The sequence below is a fragment of the Sphingobacterium thalpophilum genome (assembly GCF_901482695.1).
In the GTDB taxonomy this organism is placed as follows: domain Bacteria; phylum Bacteroidota; class Bacteroidia; order Sphingobacteriales; family Sphingobacteriaceae; genus Sphingobacterium; species Sphingobacterium thalpophilum.
Genome location: NZ_LR590484.1, coordinates 1,374,008 through 1,394,026, shown reverse-complemented (window position 1 = coordinate 1,394,026; position 20,019 = coordinate 1,374,008). Strand labels below are relative to the sequence as shown.

12 protein-coding genes are annotated in these 20,019 nt (G+C 44.1%); all 12 read left to right on the top strand.

Annotated elements, in window-relative coordinates; genetic code table 11:
- Window positions 1-39 precede the first annotated feature (39 nt).
- The 12 genes from FGL37_RS06005 (at window position 40) to FGL37_RS05950 (ending at window position 20,019) form a co-directional block, all read left to right on the top strand.
- Window positions 40-2,520 (top strand): tetratricopeptide repeat protein, encoded by a 2,481-nt coding sequence (locus FGL37_RS06005; protein ID WP_028069203.1) that lies wholly within the window; start codon window positions 40-42, stop codon window positions 2,518-2,520.
- A 6-nt stretch (window positions 2,521-2,526) separates the two neighbouring features.
- On the top strand, window positions 2,527-4,314 hold the full coding sequence (locus FGL37_RS06000; protein ID WP_028069202.1) for an HSP90 family protein: 1,788 nt from the start codon (window positions 2,527-2,529) through the stop codon (window positions 4,312-4,314).
- A gap of 16 nt (window positions 4,315-4,330) precedes the next feature.
- The gene (locus FGL37_RS05995; RefSeq protein ID WP_028069201.1) at window positions 4,331-5,392 is read left to right on the top strand and encodes a hypothetical protein; all 1,062 of its coding nucleotides are present in this window, start codon (window positions 4,331-4,333) and stop codon (window positions 5,390-5,392) included.
- 136 nt (window positions 5,393-5,528) lie between these two features.
- Window positions 5,529-5,999: an LIC11966 family surface protein gene (locus FGL37_RS05990; RefSeq protein WP_051606641.1), complete on the top strand. Its 471-nt coding sequence runs from the start codon at window positions 5,529-5,531 to the stop codon at window positions 5,997-5,999.
- 247 nt (window positions 6,000-6,246) lie between these two features.
- Window positions 6,247-6,981, top strand: a complete 735-nt coding sequence (locus tag FGL37_RS05985; RefSeq protein ID WP_138096695.1) for a hypothetical protein — start codon at window positions 6,247-6,249, stop codon at window positions 6,979-6,981.
- A gap of 35 nt (window positions 6,982-7,016) precedes the next feature.
- A complete protein-coding gene (gene lepB / locus FGL37_RS05980; protein ID WP_028069198.1) occupies window positions 7,017-8,591 on the top strand; it encodes a signal peptidase I in 1,575 nt (524 codons plus the stop codon).
- Window positions 8,592-9,112: 521 nt separating this feature from the next.
- Window positions 9,113-12,046: a SusC/RagA family TonB-linked outer membrane protein gene (locus tag FGL37_RS05975; RefSeq protein ID WP_037532699.1), complete on the top strand. Its 2,934-nt coding sequence runs from the start codon at window positions 9,113-9,115 to the stop codon at window positions 12,044-12,046.
- A 21-nt stretch (window positions 12,047-12,067) separates the two neighbouring features.
- On the top strand, window positions 12,068-13,585 hold the full coding sequence (locus FGL37_RS05970; RefSeq protein WP_028069196.1) for a RagB/SusD family nutrient uptake outer membrane protein: 1,518 nt from the start codon (window positions 12,068-12,070) through the stop codon (window positions 13,583-13,585).
- A gap of 14 nt (window positions 13,586-13,599) precedes the next feature.
- Complete coding sequence (locus FGL37_RS05965; protein ID WP_232048643.1) at window positions 13,600-14,271, top strand: hypothetical protein; 672 nt, start codon at window positions 13,600-13,602, stop codon at window positions 14,269-14,271.
- A gap of 7 nt (window positions 14,272-14,278) precedes the next feature.
- Window positions 14,279-15,313 (top strand): DUF5007 domain-containing protein, encoded by a 1,035-nt coding sequence (locus FGL37_RS05960; RefSeq protein WP_160169469.1) that lies wholly within the window; start codon window positions 14,279-14,281, stop codon window positions 15,311-15,313.
- 29 nt (window positions 15,314-15,342) lie between these two features.
- Window positions 15,343-18,504 (top strand): SusC/RagA family TonB-linked outer membrane protein, encoded by a 3,162-nt coding sequence (locus FGL37_RS05955; protein WP_028069193.1) that lies wholly within the window; start codon window positions 15,343-15,345, stop codon window positions 18,502-18,504.
- 12 nt (window positions 18,505-18,516) lie between these two features.
- A complete protein-coding gene (locus FGL37_RS05950; protein ID WP_028069192.1) occupies window positions 18,517-20,019 on the top strand; it encodes a RagB/SusD family nutrient uptake outer membrane protein in 1,503 nt (500 codons plus the stop codon).

Sequence of the window (20,019 nt, the reverse complement as noted above, 5' to 3'; positions counted from 1 at the left end):
AGTGAAAGAAGTATATTTTATAGGTAACAATGCTTTTATATGCAATTAAGACAAGAATATCAGCGAAAAATCGCTCAGGTGCAATCAGGGGAACTATCTTTTGCTGCTGATTTGCCCAAAACGATACCTCCGGTATTATGGTTTGATGGCCTGGCTTATTTTGAAGTCCATATGGATGAGCCTGAATCTAATCGGCTGTATGATGCCTTATTTGAAAAAGGAGCCGATTTCCCGGCAAACTTATATTTGGATAATGAAGATTACCTGTTCTTCAGCGAGCGGGTGCGGTACCTGCTTGAGCGCTATGCGCAGCAGCATCCGCAGGCTTGGGTCGAGTTGGGCATGCAGTATGTTTTATGCCGGCGGCATGTGGTCGATAAACAGAAGGCTTCATTGTACTTAAGGAAGGCTATCGAGGCACAGGTGCCCGTGGCGCAGGCCTTATATTTGTATTATAATCAACTGGGCGTACTCTCCGATCTGGAACGTGATGAGGCCAAGATACAGCTGAATGCTCTCGCCACATCAGGCAACGTGTGGGGGATTGCCTATGCCGCGCATCTAAATGTCTGGACTGACCGATTTGAAGAAGTGCCTGAACAGATTGCCGTACTGCGTGACTCAGATGACGAAAAACTGTTGCGCCATTATTACGAAGCATTGCAGTTCTACTTCTCGCGTAAGGCAGACCGGGGCAGACAGCTGGAAGTACTCGAAGAAGGCATTGCCAAAGCGGATTCGCGCTACTGCCGATTTGTGGCTACCGAGCTCAAACGTGCAGCGGCCACTACAACAAACGAACTGCAATCACTGATTCCAGACTATCAGGAAGTGTTCGAATATGGGATAACGGATGCCGCAGTACAGATCGCATTGATCAAATTGCAGATGCTGGGTGCTGAAGCAAACAATAAGCAGCAGGATGAACAAGATATCGTTTTCTATCTGCAAAAGGCTTACGACTACAACAACAATTATGCGGATTACAGACTTGCCTGTCTGTACCTTTATAATGACAGCATGCTGGATCAGGAAAAGGGCTTAGCCTTACTTACTCAGCTTGATGAAGAGTCTGATTATGCCGAAGCACAAATAGAGCTTGCTGAGATTTATCTGGAAGGCCGCTTGCTGCCGGCCGATGAACAGCAGGCTTGGGAGCGTTATGAGAAATTGGCGGCTAAGGACATCCCTTATGCCAAGCTGAGGCTGGGAAATATGCTGGAATATGGCTACAATGGAACGGAACCGGACTATCAGGCCGCTTTTGCATATTATAGGGATGCGGCACAGGCGAAGCTGCCACAGGCTTTGTACCAGGTGGGCCGATATATCAAATACGGTATCCATGGGACGGCGCCCGACGCTATAGCTGCACTACCTTATTTTGAAGAGGCTGCTGGCTATAATAATGCCGCCGCAGTCGTCGAACTCGGGTTAGCGAGTGAGCTACAGAGCGAACCGGACTATAAGCAGGCTTTTGACTATTTTGCCCGTGCAGCGGAACTGGGTTATCCTTATGCCTATTATCTCAAAGGACTTTATCTGGAACAGGATTACCACGGTGCCGGTGCGCCGCAGCCGGCTGAAGCGTTTGCTGCTTTTGAGGCTGGGGCAAGCATGCACGACCTCAATTGCCTGTATGAGCTAGGACGTTGTTACCGCGGGGGAATCGGCACTGAGGTCAATCTGGACAAAATGATCGACCTCTACCAGCAGGCGGCCGAGCGTAATCACGTCCGGGCAATGACCGACCTAGCGCTGTGTTATGAGTATGGGTTTGCTGTTGCGCAAGACCCTTATAAAGCCTCTGAATACATCACGAAGGCAGCTGATCTGGGTTTCCCTTATGCACAATACGTGCTTGGCCGGTACTACCTGAATGGCCTGGTGCAGCAGGATACGGCCAGGGGCCTGCAGTTGCTGGAGCAGGCTGCAAACCAGCAGGTCGGAGAAGCGCTGCTGCTGCTTGGTGACTATTACTTCTTTGACTATGAGCAGCTGGAAGAGTATGATAAAGGTTTTGCCTATTACCAGCGTGCGCAGCAGCTTGGCTACCTGAGTGATGGGCTGGGCATGTGCTATGAGTTTGGAGTCGGCGTGGAAGCGCATCCGCCGACAGCTTTTTCTTACTATAAGCAGGCCGCCGAGCGCGGCAACCAGGAGGCTATATATCGCCTGGCGAGATGTTATTATTTTGGGATCGGCACCGACGAGGACAAAAAAGCAGCTTTCCGGAACTTTTTGGAAGTTGCCCATCAGGGGAATACTTACGCCAGCTATTTCGCCGGTGTGCAGCTGCTTGGAGGCGAAGGGGTCGAAGCCGATCTCAACGAAGGGGTGGAATGGATCAGGAAAGCGGCCGAGGCAGAGAATGCGGAAGCGCAATTTAAACTTGCCAATTGTTATCTGATGGGAGACGGCGTGGAGGAAGATGAAGATATAGCGCTGGAATGGTTCGAAAGGGCTGCCGCAAACGGACACGAAGAAGCTATCCGCCTGACAAAAAAAACGAGAAGGTAACTCACTATGACAGCAAAAAAATCATATCAGTTTCAAGTAAATTTAAAAGGTATGATCGCATTGCTCTCCGAGCATCTCTATAGCGATCCCAATACGTTCGTCCGTGAGCTACTGCAAAATGCAGTGGATGCCATCACGGCACTCAAACACCTGGATCAGGATCATCAAGGAAAAGTCACGATTGCCTTACCGGACCGGGACCGGCCGAAATTCATCTTTGAGGATAATGGTATAGGTCTTAAAGAGGCAGATATCCACCAATTTTTATCGGTGATTGGCGAGAGCTCCAAAAGCAAGGATATCCAGGATGCCAAAGATTTTATAGGCAAGTTTGGTATCGGGTTGCTGTCCTGCTTTGTCGTGAGCGACGAAATTGTTGTGGAAACCAAGTCAGCCCGTGAGCAGATCCCGCTGCGATGGACAGCCCATGCCGCAGGTGATTATAAAATCGAACGGATGCAAGAGGATATGCCGATCGGTACCCGTGTTATTTTGACACCCAAAAAGCAATATAAATACATCTTCGATCCCGATTATTTTGAAAAGAAGATCCGGTATTATGGCGACGCCTTACGTGAGCGCATCGCGCTGCAGGTCGGGAAGACTGAAAAAATTATCCACGAGGACCAGCCCAGATGGCTATCATCTTCCGTAGACAAAGAGGAGCTGCTGGCAATAGGCAAAGATATTTTTCATGTGAACTTTCTGGACGCCATTCCTTTCGAAACGACGGCAGGAAAGGCAAAGGGTGTGCTGTATATTCTGCCCTTCCGCACGCAGTTTAGCAGCAAGCAGCGTCACCGAATCTATCTGAGACGTATGTTTCTGTCGGAGGAAGATCAGTCCCTGCTACCCAATTGGGCCTTTTTTGTGCGGATGCTGGTCAACACGGAGGAGCTCAGTGCGACGGCTTCCCGGGAGTCGCTGATGAAGAATGATCTCCTGCGCCAAGCCCGCAAAGAGATTGCCGTACTGTTGAAGACTTATTTGCAGCAGGTAAAGAAGATCGATTTTGAGGTATATCAACGCATTATCCAGACACATTACCTGCATCTGAAAGCTTTTGCACTGGAGGATGCTGATTTTCTGGACATCTTTCTGGCAGATATCCCGTTTGAGACCAATCGTGGACAACGAAGCTTTCAGAATATCATCGATCAGCAGCAACAGGTACATTATTGCGCCGACTTTGAAGACTTTAAGCAAATTGACCGTATGGCGGATACCCAGGGCATGCTACTTGTCAATGCTTCCTATACGTTTGATACAGAGTTGTTGCGCAAAATAAAGCAGCGTTATCCCCAGTACAGGATCACGGAGATGTCGCCGGGACAGTTGTTGGGGACTTTTCAAGCTCTCGAGGAAGAGGAAGCGGGTCAGTACGAAGCTTTCGCCACCCGCGTCCAGAAAATCCTCGACGATTATACCTGTACCTTGGAAATCCGAAGATTTAAGCCGGTGGATACACCGGCAATATTCACCAAGATGGATCAGAACAATGTACAGCAGACGATCAGCCAGTTGAAAGATAATGCCAATCCCTTCGCACGTGTGCTGCAGTCGGCCCCAAAACACAAAGTCAAGAACACACTATGTCTCAATGTGGATAATGGACTGGTCAACAGTATTCTGGAAATTAAAGATCCTTATCTGTTGCGCTCGGTAATAGAAGTCCTCTATGTACAGGCATTGATCTTGGGGAAATACCCAGTGCAGGACCGGGAAATGAAAGTCATGAACGATGCGCTGAAAAATTTGATCGTCATGGGATTGGATAATTTTGTGAATCTTTAAGAAGTAACGAAACCATATGTATACACTTAAAATACAGAAATTACGGAATCAAATAGACCGTATTGACAATACACTGGAAAAAGTTAATTTATTGACCCAGGCAATCCGTATTGCTGATGAAAACGAGGATATCGAATGGGGCTATGAACTACGGCTCGAACTGATCAATGAGGAGATTGACCTGGCATATTCGACCGAGTCGCTGCCTGCTTTCGCCTGGGTACTGCAGGCCTACGATGAAAATCCGGATCTTTTTAGTGAGGAAGATTTTTTATGGCAGTATAAGTGGATGATGTCTGAGTTATACGATAATCCCGAAGTCAGCCGTGAGCAGATTGATGCTGCATTATCGGATTTTGAGATGCGGCTGCTCCGCAATGGTTATGGCAGACGGGCTATACACAATGAGGAACTGAGCGATGCGCTGGCACAGCGTGATCTTGATGCTGTGGAGCTGGCCCTGCAAAAAGTAAAAGCGTCGCAGCGTGACGATATGAGCGACTGTGAAGCCTGCGAGATGGATGCTGAAGTCTCTGCAGCCTTATTAAAAAGCGGCTATGCGGCGGCAACCGAAAAGGCACTGCCTTTAGTGGAAAAGCAATTTACCTGTGCACATGTGCCTTTGCGTACAACTGTAAACCTAGCTTATGAGGGATATAGGAACGGCGACATGGAAAAAGCTCTGCAAATGGCCCAGCAAGCCGAACAAGAAATCTATAAGAAGGAAAGAGATTCTTCGATATTGCTATCAGCTATTAAACTGGCGACTTATTTTTCCTATACTGATCTGCCGAAGGCCAAAGAATGGATCGAAAGGTATCTGCCTTGGGCCGATGGCCCCGATAACAGACGGATGTTCCAGCTAGCCTGCCATATGGAGGAAGCAATGCGTCAATTTGATCCAGAAGAGCTGTTTGATCTCGAGCTAAAAGAATCGCACAATCTTTTTCAGGGAAGACAGCAGTACCAAGCAAAGGAAATCGCTGCACATTACCGCAGGCTGGCCGAAGAGCTGGCCCAGCGTTTCGATCAGCGAAATGGAAATAATAACTTCCGGAAACAGTTGAACATGGCCTGACCGACCTGTAATTAAATCCCTGATTTCAGCGATAGGGAGGTGATTATTAGGGGAGTATCTTTGCATAGGGAGCTGGGGAAAAGTGGTGAATTGAACTTGCGAAGAATAATACTTATTAAATTAAACAATATCAACGATGATCAAAAAAGTTATTACAGGCATCATGACCGCAGCGGTGCTGTCGATGTCAAGTTGTGGCGGAACAAAGGACCCGGCGGCGTACAACAATTCAATTATTACCGTCATTAATGGAAGTGAAAAACATATTACGGATATGAACGCAGCCATGAATGCTTCGGATTATGCAAAAGCAGAAGAGGTACGTACAACATGGGAAAAAGCGCTGAACGAGGATATCAGGAAAGTAGAAGACCTGGGCGATTTTAAAGGGGATGCAACTTTCCAGAAAGCGGTGCTTGATGGGTTGAATGGTTATAAAAAAATCGTCACGGAAGACTATCCGAAACTGATCGAATTGCGCAAGAAAAATACAGCAGATCCGGCAGCGGAATCGGCATTGCTCGACAATATCAACAAAGCGTTTGAAAACATGAGTAATGGGGTAAATAAAGCGTCAACTGAATTTGAAAGTAAATATAAAGGATAGATGACCCTTTCATCCGTTGTAAAGAAGCCGTGTCAGCAGATACGGCTTCTTTTTTTGTGTTTATTGACCGAATGAAATTTTACTGGATGATGATAGAGATGTAAACGAAATGTTAAAGCGGCGCTTCTTGTCCTGCATTCTTATATTTTTATGTAGCTTTATATGCATAAAGCCAGCAAGAACCTGTAATCGAAGGACTAAATAGCTTAGTGATATGGGTTTATCGTTGTTTAATATAGTTATCCGAATGAAAGTTTTATCCGTTTTATCTACAATTGTCATCCTGTTTTTCCTCTTGTCCGCGATGACGCTTTACGCTCAGAAAGATCAAAAGAAATTAGACTATTTGGTACTGATGAGTGGGGATACTCTTTATGGGAAGATTTCCTCCGTAAAAGATCGTAAACTCAAATTTGAAAGTGAGCAAAAGGAGAAGGTGACCTTTGCTCCCGACCAGGTCTTTCGTGCATATTGGGAAGCGAAACAGAAAGTATATGCGCCATCGTACGTGGAAAATGGGCTGGAACCCGTGCCGGGCACCTCACCACAGATGTACCAGCTGAGCCGTGCTGCTGACCTCGAACCTACTTTCGCTGAGGTATTGGTCGATGGCGAAATTATGGCTTATTATGTCTCAGAACTTCATTTCGGCGGGGGCGGGGGCATCATGTTTGGAAGCGGGGGTTCAGGTACCGTGATGGGCGTAGGGTTCAGTAAAACCAAGTATGCCTATGCCTTAAAAAAAGCAACCGGAGAGGTCATTGAAATTAACAGTAATACCAACGGTCTGTTTAGCAATAGTAAAAAGAAACGTACCGTCACATTGGGACGGTTGATCAATGACGAACCGGAATTGTTTGCTGAGTTCGAAAAAGAGAAAAAATACAATTATGACCTGTTTATAAAATATATCATGCGGTACAATGAGCTGCAACGCGCCAAGCAATCGGCGCAAGAAGCCGACAAACGCTTTATCTACTAACAGGCCCGTGGGCTTTGCAATTAAATCAACATCACATGCTTATTGTTTCTACTGTTCTAATCATGCTATCGGCCTATGGGCTTTGGCTTCTGTTTGAAAAAGCTGGCCGTCGCGGCTGGGAGGCTATTGTGCCGGTCTATAGCCAATGGGTTCAGGCGCAGATCACGGGCCGGCCGGTTTGGTATGTCGCCCTGCTGTTAATTCCTATAGTAAATGTGTTTGTCTTCTACAACCTTTACCTGGATTTTATCCATTGCTTCGGCAAGCGAAGATTTTGGGAAAACTGTGCTGCGGTGTTGCTGCCCTTTGTTGTATTGCCGCTATGGGGAAGGGACAAAAATGTCCGTTTTCTGAACGGATTATATGCTAAAAATCTCGAAACGGCACGTTCGGAAGGAAAAGTGTTGTCACAAAAAGAGCAGCTCGTCCTACTCCAGCAATCGTATCAGGAGTTTAAGATGAAGTATCCTTATAAGAAATCCATGGTACGTGAGTGGGCGGACGCCATTGTGTTTGCGACGGTGGCAGCAACCCTGATTCGTGGATTTTTGCTGGAAGCATTTATGATCCCTTCGGGCTCCATGCAGCAGACCCTGCTGATCGGAGATTATCTGTTTGTCAGCAAGCTGAATTATGGGCCCCGCATCCCCAATACACCCATTGCTTTCCCTTTTGCACACCACACCATGCCGCTCATAGGGGGGAAAGCTTTTTCGGAACTCATCAAAATTCCCTATAAACGTCTTCCGGGCTTTCAGCAGATCAAACGCAATGATGTGATTGTATTTAATGCGCCGGCAGGAGACACCGTGGCGGTGGAAAATCCAGATGAGACCTACTACGATCTGGTCCGTCGGATGGGCGTCGATGCCGTGCATCGGCAATATACGATCCAGACACGGCCTGTGGATAAACGCGAACATTTGATCAAGCGCTGCGTGGGAATGCCTGGTGACAAAATAAGCATGAAAAATGCTGTTCTCTATGTCAACGACCAGCCCGGTTTTGTTGCTCCCGAAAGCCAGATGGATTATACTGTTGTAACGGACGGTACAGGTCTGGACGAACAGCGTCTCAGAGATATGGGAATAGAGACTCATCAGATCCAGCCCGGTGTATATATTATTTTTCTGACAGCTGAACAGGCGCAGATGGTTAAATCCTGGTCTAATGTCAAATCGATGCAGGTGAACCTGCGTGCACCGGGAGAGACTGAAATCAATACCTTCCCCAACGATCCACAATATAAATGGAACTACGATAACTTTGGCCCCTTTGTCATTCCGCGTAAAGGTATGAAAGTACCGCTTAATGCCCAGACATTGCCTCTTTATGAACGCGCTATACGTGTGTACGAACACAACGTTTTGGAAAACCGAACGGATGGCCTATACCTCAACGGAAAAAAAGCAGACTCCTATACGTTTAAGATGGACTATTATTGGATGATGGGGGATAATAGACACAATTCGCTGGATGCAAGAGACTGGGGATTTGTACCTGAAGACCATATCGTCGGCAAGGCCCTGTTTACCTGGATGAGCTGGAATGCGGATGGAAGAGGACTTTCTAAAATACGCTGGAACCGGATTTTTAAAGGGATCAATTAGAAATTTGTTTTTGAGTTTCGGTGAGTAACCATTTTCACTTGAAAATATCCGGCTGACTGCTGATCAAAAATCACTTTGTTGAAAAGCTCTGAGGGGAATAGTCCACTCGGAGCTTTGTGTTTTACGCCGATTGTTAGACCTACAAGGACCTTCTTAAAAGTGTTCTCTTATTTCAAAAGCCTGCTTTCCCATCTGCGGTTTCACGCAAATAAGCTTCCAAAATAATTATTTAAATGTTCGCACATTTTTAATTAAATATTCAGATGTGTTAAACTTCTTTAAGAATATTATAAAACGATCCGCCGAGATTGCAAATGTCGCCAGATTATGCAAACGTTTGCTTCGATTGCGCAATCGATTTCGTGGTTTTCATTATGTATGACTTTAGGAATATTATTCTATCATTGCTACATACAATCAATTATTACAAGGACTTTGGGTCCAACTTTTATTGAAGCCGAGACGACAAGTATTTACTAGCCGAATAGTACCAATTTTTTAATGCCTAAGACATAAATCGAATGAAAAGACTATTTTGTTTTTTATTTCTTGTCCCAATGATTCCCAATGTAAAGGCTAATTACCTTAATATTTGGACTTCAAGACAAGATACTTCAGAACTTAACGAGGTTGACAAGCGCCTGCTCAAAGGCCGGTTAGCATCATTGCTGCAAAAACAACACGTCGAAGACAGTGTAAGTTTAAGAAACGTTGAAACACTACCTCTTATCAGTATTCCGGAACTGTTAAAAGGGCAGGTAGCTGGTCTCTACGTGCAAGAAGCGACAGGTGAGCCCGGAACGCCGAAGAACATGGTGCTTCGTGGGTTAGGGGCCCCATTGTTTGAAACCAAAGATGCTGTTCATGTCCAGCCCGCAGTATTTGTCAACGGAATACCAATCGCACGGGATAACAACTTTGCTTATTCGATCCAGCAGTATCAATTTAACCGAATTGGTCCCGGAACAGACAATTTTGCAGGTATTGACTTGTCAACTGTCGAATCGGTCGAGGTGATAAAAGATCCGGTTAAATTAGCCAAGCTGGGGCCATTAGCTGCTAATGGAGCCATCTGGATATTAACTAAGCCAGGTAAGGATGGCGCACGCCAAATTTCCATCAATACCTATGTTGGTCTTGCAACAAAACCTATAGTAACTCCCGTAAATGCTCAGTATGAGAATATGTTCAGATCTATATTTTATAGTAAATATGGATCTGCTACCGATCGCTTGAACTATCCGGGCTATCTGAGCGATTCGACTAATGTGAATTATTATGGACCAGCAAACTGGGATAAGGAATATTATAAAACTACTCCTGTTTATGGTGGGAGTATTGGTATTCGTGGGGGCAGCGATCGCGCGAACTTCTCCTTTGTAGGGGCCTATACAAAAAATGCAAGTTCGGCAGACAAAACGAATATTGAAAGGTATAATGCGCTATTCAATGTCAACATGGCTCCGTTTAAATGGCTCAATTTCGGCGCAACAGTCAATGCGAGCCGGAGTTTGCGAGATCGTAACCGCAGTCTACGCGATCGATTTGGCGAAGCCTCTTATGTCCCCGATCTATCCGTCCCAATTTCGCCAAATAAGGAAATGTACGCGCAATATCTGGACATCTATAGATCCGCATTGGATAAGAATACTGTTAATTTTTTGAACTCTTTAGTAACACTGGATCTTTATTTTCTGAAAAATCTGAAGTTTAATACTTCTTTGGGAATTGATTATTCTGAGGGTGCAAGACAGGCATTCTTTCCAGGGTCATTGATGGAAACTAACAACTATATGTCGGGTTATTTCGGTTTCAACCAACGTTTGGTGTACAACAATCGCCTCGACTATAAGTTGGAATTTCAGGATCAGCATAAGTTGAACCTCGCATTTGGATCATCTTATACTCAGGATCTTTATCGTTACAATTATGCTCGTGCGTATGACGGGCCAAATGATTTTATCAAAGTTAATGTTGTCGAAGGCGATCCCAATGAAAGCAACTATCTGCTTCCAATCGGAGGGTTATATGTCAATCGATACAACAATCGAGAAGATTTTCGGTTGCATTCAATGTATTTGGCCGCCGATTACAGATACAAAAATCTCCTTGATTTGAATGCTGTTTTACGTTACGACGGCTCCTCAACCATGCAGCCCGATTCGCGTTGGTTAATGACTCCATCATTTGCTGCAAAGTACCATTTGATCTCCGAGGATGACTCGGGACTGTTTAACCATCTGGGGATAAAGGCTGCTTGGGCGAGGATTGGAAAACCGGTGTTTACGAGTAAATATGCCATTGGCCCGAACTATACGGCTGATTTAAATTGGGGGTCCGAAAAGTCCTTGGTGTCGTATAATGGTTTTGCAGTCGCATCTAGACCTTATTCGGAAGGCTGGGTAGGCTATGGGATTAAATGGCCATATACGGATCATGCAGAATTGACTCTTGACGGAACACTATTGGAACGGAAGATTGATTTTGAAGTATCCTTATACCAAAAGAAAGATGCAAATCAGCTGATTAATTCACCTATTCCTGCTGAATACGGTTATTCAGGCCAAATTATTAACGGTCTCAGTGTAAAAAATACTGGCGTAGACCTTAGCTTGGCAGCCAAGCTACTGGCCAATCCCGAGTCTCTGCAATGGAATACATCGTTAAATCTAAACTATAACCAAAACAAGTTGACATCACTTCCTGATGGACGTAAACGGTTGAAAGTGAATGGTCGATTGCTTGAGGTAGGAGAAGCTATTGACCAGTTTTGGTTGTACGAGAATCAAGGGGCATATGATAATGAAGCGAGCATTCCGGTGCAAAATGGACAAAAACTGCAGTTTGACGGAGTTGATTTTGCTGCTGGCGATCCTGTTTGGAAAGACCAAAATGGTGATTTCAAAATTAATGACGACGACCGCATACTGAAAGGACATGCTATGCCAAAGGTAACAGGTTCATTTCAAAATTATTTTCAGTATAAAGGTTTCGATCTGAATATGCAATGGTATTTCGCTCTCGGACATAAAGCATTGAACCAGCGGGCTTCAAATAAGTATAATTTCATCAATACGGAAAATACCAATTCTTTGGACGGTATCCGGGAAGTGTTCCACTGGCAACAGGATGTTGATATGAACAAATATCCGATTTACAATCCTTGGAGCCCCATTGTTGCTTACCGTATAGATCAGGATCTGTTTTTGGAAAATGCTTCATTTTTAAAATTGAGAGCGTTAACGGTGGGCTATGACCTGTCTCAATTGAGTGGTGTGAAGGAGAAGATAAAGACAATTCAGAGAGCGTATGTGTATGTATCTGGTACCAACTTATTGACGATTTCCAAGTTTTCAGGAGCTGATCCCGAATTGATAGATTTTAATGGATACTATAGTGGGTACGGCTTGCCATTATCTCCAATAGTTTCCTTAGGCGTTAAGCTAGATCTGTAATTATTTAATATAGAAAAGACTATGAAAAGATATAATCGATGGGCCGTAATTTTATTGATAGTATTGAGCGTCAATGTGATTACGAGTTCGTGTAACAAAAAATTGGATATAGTAGCATCCAATCTCGGCTCTGAGAAATTGGAATGGCAATCCATATCTGATACCCGGGCGCATTTGATGGGTATCTACGGTTTAATGCGGGCCGCACTGGTTGATAATTACGGACATTGGGTATACGGAGAGATGCGTTATGGTGATTTCACGCCATATTCTCGTGCTGATCTTCGGGTAGTGCAAGAAAATAAACTAAAAGCTGCGTATCCATTAATCAAGGATCTGACCGATTGGCGCAGATTCTATGCGGTCATCAATGCGGCATCGCTTTTTATTGAACGCGCTCCAGAAGTTATGGAGAAAGATAAACGCTATACCGAGCGGGATATGAAATATGATGTCGCCCAAGCTCGTACGATTCGCGCTTTAATGTACTTCTATATGGTCCGTATATGGGGGGACGTACCTCTGCTGAAAGACTCTTATGACAATGGCTCATTTGTGGAGGTGGGAAGGTCTACCGAAGCTACGGTTTTGGCTTTTGCTGAGTCGGAACTATTGGCCGCAGCACAAGATCTGCCCTATCGATATGCTGTAGGCACGCAGACTTATTATGGTGAACAATACGCTATTTGGGTTGGTGTATTAGTTAATAAAATTACCGCCTATTCGCTTTTAGCGCATGTGGCAGCATGGCAGGGCAAGTATATTAATGCGGAGGTATACTCAAAATTTGTGATTGACAACTTTGGACAAGCTTCGCTGGAGTTATTGTCAACACCTGCATTAGTGAATCCGACCGAAGGGCTTTTTGGCCCAAGTACACGCGCCCAAATATTGGCCATCCGCTCTTCCTATGAATTGGGGGAGGCAGCAAATACTGGGCATATCGAATCGCTGACCTTGGGTTACCCAATTGTCACAAAAGCCAAACCCGATATCTATGTCGGTAGAGATACCATTAATAAATTGTTCGATGATGTTAACGATACGCGCTTTGGTATTGATTCCATATCGGGGTTGGTCCGGACCAATTACTTCACCAATTATAATGGCGATATCCCAATCTTTAGTAAAATCAAGGTGATTCGTAATGGTGGAGGAGATTCTGATTTCTCCATTTTTGGATCCAATCTAGTTTTTACAAGGCTGGAAGAAATATATTTGTTGCAAGCTGAAGCTAAAGCTGTACTCAACCAACGCGATGACGCCATCAAATACCTCAATATTATTAAAGAACGTCGTGGTCTCAAACCATATATAAGTAACTCACCGAAGGATCTTCTGGAAGAGATCTTCTTGGAGAGAAGACGCGAACTGATGGGAGAAGGCTGGCGCTGGTACGACCAGGTCCGTTTGGCAAAGATTAAGAAAAATAATCCGGTCATGAACGATTTGATTCAAAAAGGTGGAATCTATTGGCCGATCTCTACAGATGTGCTTGAACGAAATTCCAAACTGGAGCAAAACGCATATTGGAAATAACAGAACAGATGATCATGAAAAACAAAAATATTTTTTTAGGCTTTTTTCTAATTGTATTGCTGGCGGGGATAGTGGGTTGTAAAAAAGGCAATAATTATTATGAAAACTTTGAACTGAGATATACTGAATATGACGGCACTTCGCTCGAATTTCTGGAGTCTCAGGGGACTACCTATGACTCTTTATTGCTGGTACTGGAGCGTGTCCCAGCTATACGGGCCAAACTGAAAGATACCGATGCAAAGCTTACATTTTTCGCCATGACAAACAGTAGTTTCACCAATGCACTCGACGCAATGAATGGCGTTCGAAAAGCAGGAAACAGACTCCCTCTATATCTTGAGGACATTCCCCAGTTAATTCTTGATAGCCTAACCTACCATTATGCCTTTGAAGGTATATACGATACCCCTTATCTGCGGAATTTCGTTGAAGGTAAGGTGATCAAATCAGTAGATGACTATGATATGAGCTTAAAATATAAAGTGACCTCTGCATCTGGAATAATAGGTGGGGGGCAACAGCAGATTATATTGAGCGATATGAATAGGTCTATTTTTCAGCGTTACTGGCAGGAGAGTGCAACCTCAGTTGTGAATATTCGCACACGCAACGGTATGCTACACGTGCTGGCTCCTAGTCATAATTTCGGATTTAGTAAACTGGCTAAGTTATTAAATAAATAGCATGAAAATGAAAATATTAAAATCAGTAAAACAGCTACTAATGATCGGGGTAGGACTTTTCATGCTCATGTCATGCAAAAAATTTATTCCTGATGACCAGGACTCCCTAGGAACTGATGTGGTCTATAATACCAATGAATTCATGCCCTTATTGGGAAGAAACACGTTTTACAACAATATTGTCAACATCGGGCAGAACACTTCACAGCCATTGACCTTTAAAATTGTGAATGTACGGGATATTGATGGTCAGCCATCCGTACTTTTTGAAGATAAATTTCCAGTAAAAGTCTGGACAAAATCATATAGCGGTGAGGAGAAATCGCTTGAAGAGATCGAAAATAAACGTAAGACCGAATATCGACCAATTCTCGAGATACTTCAGAAATCAGGAAATATCAATTTCTGGGGGCAGTCTGTGAATTCAAACTTTGTCAAGACCCAGCCCGACTCTGGATATGTATTCGATATCGAGGTGAGCAATACAGGAGGGCGTAGGTATCTGAGAAACTTCAAATTGAAACCGTATCGTGAACGTCCTTTCGAACCCAGTATTATGGATCCTGTGACGGGATTGTCACCATTGCCTTATACCCATCCTATAACCACCACTAATTTATTAGGTGAACGAACGGATCTACTTATTTTTCCCAATGAGATCAATGTCTATTTTAATAAACTGGAAAGCAAAGATAAAGGGAACAAGACATTAACAATAAGCTTTTTGGATTCTTTAGGTCGGCCAATCGACGTCAGGAAATTTGCAGCTACAGAATGGGGTAAACTGGTTCATGGATTTAACCACAGGTTTGAAAATGGGAAAGTCATCTACGATGTTGCTTATCCCATACCATTGGCGCCCATTAAAACCGATTATACAACTGCTGATGGCGGAGCGGCTGTGATGGATTTTAAATTCCGCCGGCGCAATCAGTTTGGTTTCTTACAGGACTGTGGCCTACGGATGCAATTTGAAATCTATGAGGAAGGAGACTGGGAAATACAGTTCCGTTTCATGTATGAAACACCAAAGTTTGAATGATGACCGACCAACTAATTAGCTTGAAGATTATGAAAAAAATTTGTATACTATTTACTTTCATTTGCACTTTGTTTATGGAGGAGGCTTGGGCACAGACCATGATCAAGGGGATAGTGAAAGGGAATGACAATAGGGCGCTCAGTGGCGTATCTATACGATTGGAAAACCCCAGGAGAGATCTAGGAAAAACAGGCGACGATGGGCGATTTGTAATTTCTGTACCTAACAGCGGCGTGATGGTGTTTTCTTATCAGGGGTATCGTACAGAAAAATATACCATTGTCGCAGGGAAAAAAGAATATAATATAACCTTGGAGAGCACAGCGCAAGAGCTTGAAGAGACAGTTGTCGTAGGATATCAACAGCGCAAAAGAGAAACATTGACCGGCTCGGTTGTCACAATTTCTGGTAAAGAAATACAGGATATCCCTTCTGGAAACTTTGTTGACCTGTTACAAGGTAAAGTTGCGGGTCTGAATATTCAGAACAATACCGGGAGCCCAGGTATGCGCGGAACCATGGCCATCCGCGGTATGTCCAATTTCAATGTTTCAGGCAGTGGCGACAATACCTTTGTGACGCCCACGTCCCCACTGTTCGTTATAGACGGCGTTCCTATTGATGACAACTCGGGGTACCAGTACGGTTTTGAGACTGCGGGGCCAGGGGTATCGCCAATTTCCATGATCCCACCTGAAGATATCGAAGATATCACTGTTATGAAGGATGCACAAGCAACAGCTTTATATGGCTCACGTGGGGCTTATGGTGTTATCCAAGTACGTACTAAACGAGGCAATTCAAAAGTACCGATTGTACAATACCAAGGACAGTTTTTCTTATCTGCGGTACCTCAGCTACGCAAGGTGATCGGCGGTAAAGGTGAGCGGATGGTTCGTATAGAGCAAATCTTGATGAACGACACCACCCTGGCTGCTGCATTGCGTCGTATCAATGATTCACCTATATTGGCAGATTCTCTTAACCCGTATTATAACAACTCAACCGACTGGCAATCTTTTTTCTATCGCAATACCTATAACCAGACACACAATGTGAATATATCTGGGGGCCAACGTGTATTCAATTACAAAGCGAATATGAATTACTACGACGAGAACGGTATCATTGCCAATACAGGCTTTAAAAGATACACGCTGCAATCCAATATGCAATATGAGCCTAGTGACCGCTTTAGAATGATGACGAATATCAATGTGAACTTGGCGCAAAACAAGATGGGCTCAGGTAACGCCCTAATGCAAACGGGGGTGGGAAAGTCTGTTAACACGACGTCACTTTATCCTTCTCCCTCGTTATTCTCAGGTAGTATGGGAGCTCTATCGGCACTTGGTGTCGATGATCAAAACAAGACTGGTAACTATGTCGGCCAATTGGAATTGCAGTATGTGCCCATCAAGGATGTGAGGGCGTCGGTGACATTAAATTATAACTATACAACAGCAACTAAGGATCGTTATACACCAGAGGTGCTTCTGGGCAATTCTTCTGAAGTTTACAGTTATTACAGCAACAAGAGTAAAGTGTATAACCGCAATCAACTATCCTACGTAAAAGCAATAAAAGAGAAGCACCTTTTTAATGTGTACGGATTTACGGAAATGGAAATATCGGCTTCGTCGGAAGACCTTTCCAAGGTTCGGGGAACAGCAAATGATCAGTTTCAGACGGGTATCAGTTATAATACACGGAACACGTTGGGCGGTTTATTAAACTCATTGAATAATTTCAGATCGGTCGCCTATGCCGGAAGTTTTTCTTACAACTATGATGCTAAGTATATTCTTGATCTGACCTATCGAATTGATGGTAGCTCGTTGACAGGGGGCGCAACGCCTTGGACCAAAAATCCTTCGGCGGGCCTACGTTGGAATTTTAAGAAAGAGAAATTTATGGAAGATGTGGAATGGTGGGACACAGGCTTCTTAAGAGGGTCGGTCGGGCGGACTATTTCCCCGTCAGGATCACTGTCAGATATTTATGGATGGTATAAGGTGGATGATGAACGTTATAATAATAGGCCCACCACATCACTGGATCTACAGATTGCGCCAAATACAGGTTTGGTTCCCCAATCGACCACGCAGTGGTCGCTGGCTGCAGAATTAGGGTTTTTCAATAGCTCTTTATACGTTACATATGAAACATACTACAAGCAGTCCGATAAGATTTTGCGTAAAAAACCGATTGCGAACCACAATGCTTTTGCAAACGTGTTAACAAATGAATCGGCCATGGTCAATAGAGGGCATGAGTTAAGTATACAATATAGGCCAAAACTGGCAAGTTCGGACTGGGAGCTCAATACGACAGCGACATTTGCTATAAACCGAGATTATGTAACCTCTTTACCCGATGGCGCACGTCAGTTGTTGCAAGCTGACAACTCAGGTTATAACCTGCCACAATTTTACCGCTTGGGTCGCAATGCATTCACTTTTGTATTGTATGATTATAAAGGGGTGTATACATCGGATGATCAGGTACCGGTAAATCCCTTGACAGGCCTTCGTTATCGAGCGGGAGGACAAATGAACGAAGGTAAATTCTTCCGCGCCGGAGACCCTATTTTTACGGATCTAAATGGAGATTATATTCTCGATGAAAATGATTTGGTATATGTCGGAAATTCGCAGCCGGGGATTACTGGTGGATTGTACCTATATAGCCGGTTTAAAAATTGGTCTTTGCGTACACAACTATCCTATACGCTGGACCGCGATATTCTAAATACCGCTTTGACTGATCGATTCCGTAACTACTCGGACCCAAGTGGGCAAAATTACGGAAATGGAGCTCCGGGAGCATATGTCCCTCTGGACGCTTATAATGTGTGGCGGCAGCTTGGCGATAATGCGGATTATCCGAATGTATCAGATTTTACGCGTCTGACACTATATAATCCCTATCGGTATAATTCGACAATGTTTATGGAAGATGGATCTTATGTAAAGATTAACTCGATCACAGTGGGGTATAATTTTGACAGAGACTGGGCCCGCCGCTTTGGCATATCATCGGCACGGATCAATCTGACTGCAAATAACGTGTATACGTTTAGCAAATACTCTGGACCTGATCCAGAGCTGGTTACCGGCGTAGGACGCGACGGTTCCAATGGATATCCAAGTAGAAGAACCTATTCTTTGGGGGTAAGTGTACAATTCTAAGTTCTAATTATTATGAAAAAGACATTTTTATATCTAATTATTTTAGGAGCTTCTTTAGGTTTGAGCTCATGCGGAAAGGGTTTTCTAGATATCACGCAGATCGATAAGTTGACCGGGAATAATTATTGGACCCGGCAGGCGGATGTGGAACAGTATATGGGTGGAATATATTCAACTTTCAGGGAAGCGACAATGACTAATATCTTTTTCCCTGCTTCTGGGGACTTGCGTTGCGCTCCAACGAATAGGACAAGTGCAACGGGCGGATCTGGAAGAGATTATATCACTTACCTTAAAAATAATGACCTCAATACACTAATGGCAAGGGAGCCCGATTTTTCATATTTCGGCTTCCCCAAAATAACACAGTGGAACAACTTTTATAAGATGGTTCAAAACGCCAATATTGTAATTTACCAGCTGGAAACTCGGGAGATGCCCTTCCTTAGTGAAAACATGAAAAAAGCGTACAAAGCCGAAGCAGTTTTTCTACGTTCGCTGGCTTACTTTTTTATGGTACGTTTATATGGCGACGTGCCTTATTATACAGATATAAATACGAGTCCATTACCACGGACCAATATGTTTACAGTATTAAAAAACCTGTCGGCGGACCTAGATGCGACGTATAAGGATCTGCCCTGGACTTATGATGATCCATCTATCGTAGCTGTGAAAGCGATGCGTGGTGCAGCATTAGCACTGAATATGCATATTAACATGTGGATAGCGGGGTTAGGTACCGATGATAAAACTGTGCTATATCAGAAAGTTGCGGATATGGGAAGAGAACTGATGGAAGAAAACGGCGGGGCCTACGCCTTATTGGATCTGAGCAGGACCAAAGAAATTTTTAAAGGTCGCACAAAAGAAGGGCTGTTTGAAATTGTTCAAAATTTCAATTATGGAGAGAGCTTTCATTTATCGGCCTCTTATTCGGATTATGTGCTACATGCTCCTAACAAAGTGACGACAAAATCATACATCTATTACGATCCTAAGTTTATGGAAAAAATGTATCCGCCGGCCGAAGATGATCAGCGGAAAGTGTACTGGTTTGACAAAGATATTTACGCAACGAACGGTGATTTTCAGTGTCTTAAATTTTCGAATGTATTTATGGAAGAGGGTGAAGACAACAACCCCGACGATAATCAGATGGTTTTCCGTTATGCTGACCCGATCTTATTGAGGGCGGAAGCCTTGGCCGAACTGGGAAAAGATGAAGAGGCTCGGACTGTGGTCAATGTAATTCGCAACCGCGCCAAAGCGGCTCCTATACGGCATAGCGGCGAAGAACTGAAGGACGCAATTTGGTGGGAACGTGTAAGAGAATTATTGGGAGAGGCAAATTTCTTTTATGATCTGGTGCGCACCAAAAAGGTCATTAATTCTGAATATACCTATGCCCCTATGTCTGTTGCTGCATTCAACGCGGGAGGTTGGACTTGGCCAATTGATAAGTCGGCATTAACAAACAATCCATATATGCAATTAAATAATTATTGGAACTAA

Bases quoted from the DNA above. Each gene is read 5' to 3' on its own strand.
- FGL37_RS06005 (WP_028069203.1), top strand. From the start codon at position 40: ATGCAATTAAGACAAGAATATCAGCGAAAAATCGCTCAGGTGCAATCA.
- FGL37_RS06000 (WP_028069202.1), top strand. From the start codon at position 2,527: ATGACAGCAAAAAAATCATATCAGTTTCAAGTAAATTTAAAAGGTATG.
- FGL37_RS05995 (WP_028069201.1), top strand. From the start codon at position 4,331: ATGTATACACTTAAAATACAGAAATTACGGAATCAAATAGACCGTATT.
- FGL37_RS05990 (WP_051606641.1), top strand. From the start codon at position 5,529: ATGATCAAAAAAGTTATTACAGGCATCATGACCGCAGCGGTGCTGTCG.
- FGL37_RS05985 (WP_138096695.1), top strand. From the start codon at position 6,247: ATGAAAGTTTTATCCGTTTTATCTACAATTGTCATCCTGTTTTTCCTC.
- lepB (WP_028069198.1), top strand. From the start codon at position 7,017: ATGCTTATTGTTTCTACTGTTCTAATCATGCTATCGGCCTATGGGCTT.
- FGL37_RS05975 (WP_037532699.1), top strand. From the start codon at position 9,113: ATGAAAAGACTATTTTGTTTTTTATTTCTTGTCCCAATGATTCCCAAT.
- FGL37_RS05970 (WP_028069196.1), top strand. From the start codon at position 12,068: ATGAAAAGATATAATCGATGGGCCGTAATTTTATTGATAGTATTGAGC.
- FGL37_RS05965 (WP_232048643.1), top strand. From the start codon at position 13,600: ATGAAAAACAAAAATATTTTTTTAGGCTTTTTTCTAATTGTATTGCTG.
- FGL37_RS05960 (WP_160169469.1), top strand. From the start codon at position 14,279: ATGAAAATATTAAAATCAGTAAAACAGCTACTAATGATCGGGGTAGGA.
- FGL37_RS05955 (WP_028069193.1), top strand. From the start codon at position 15,343: ATGAAAAAAATTTGTATACTATTTACTTTCATTTGCACTTTGTTTATG.
- FGL37_RS05950 (WP_028069192.1), top strand. From the start codon at position 18,517: ATGAAAAAGACATTTTTATATCTAATTATTTTAGGAGCTTCTTTAGGT.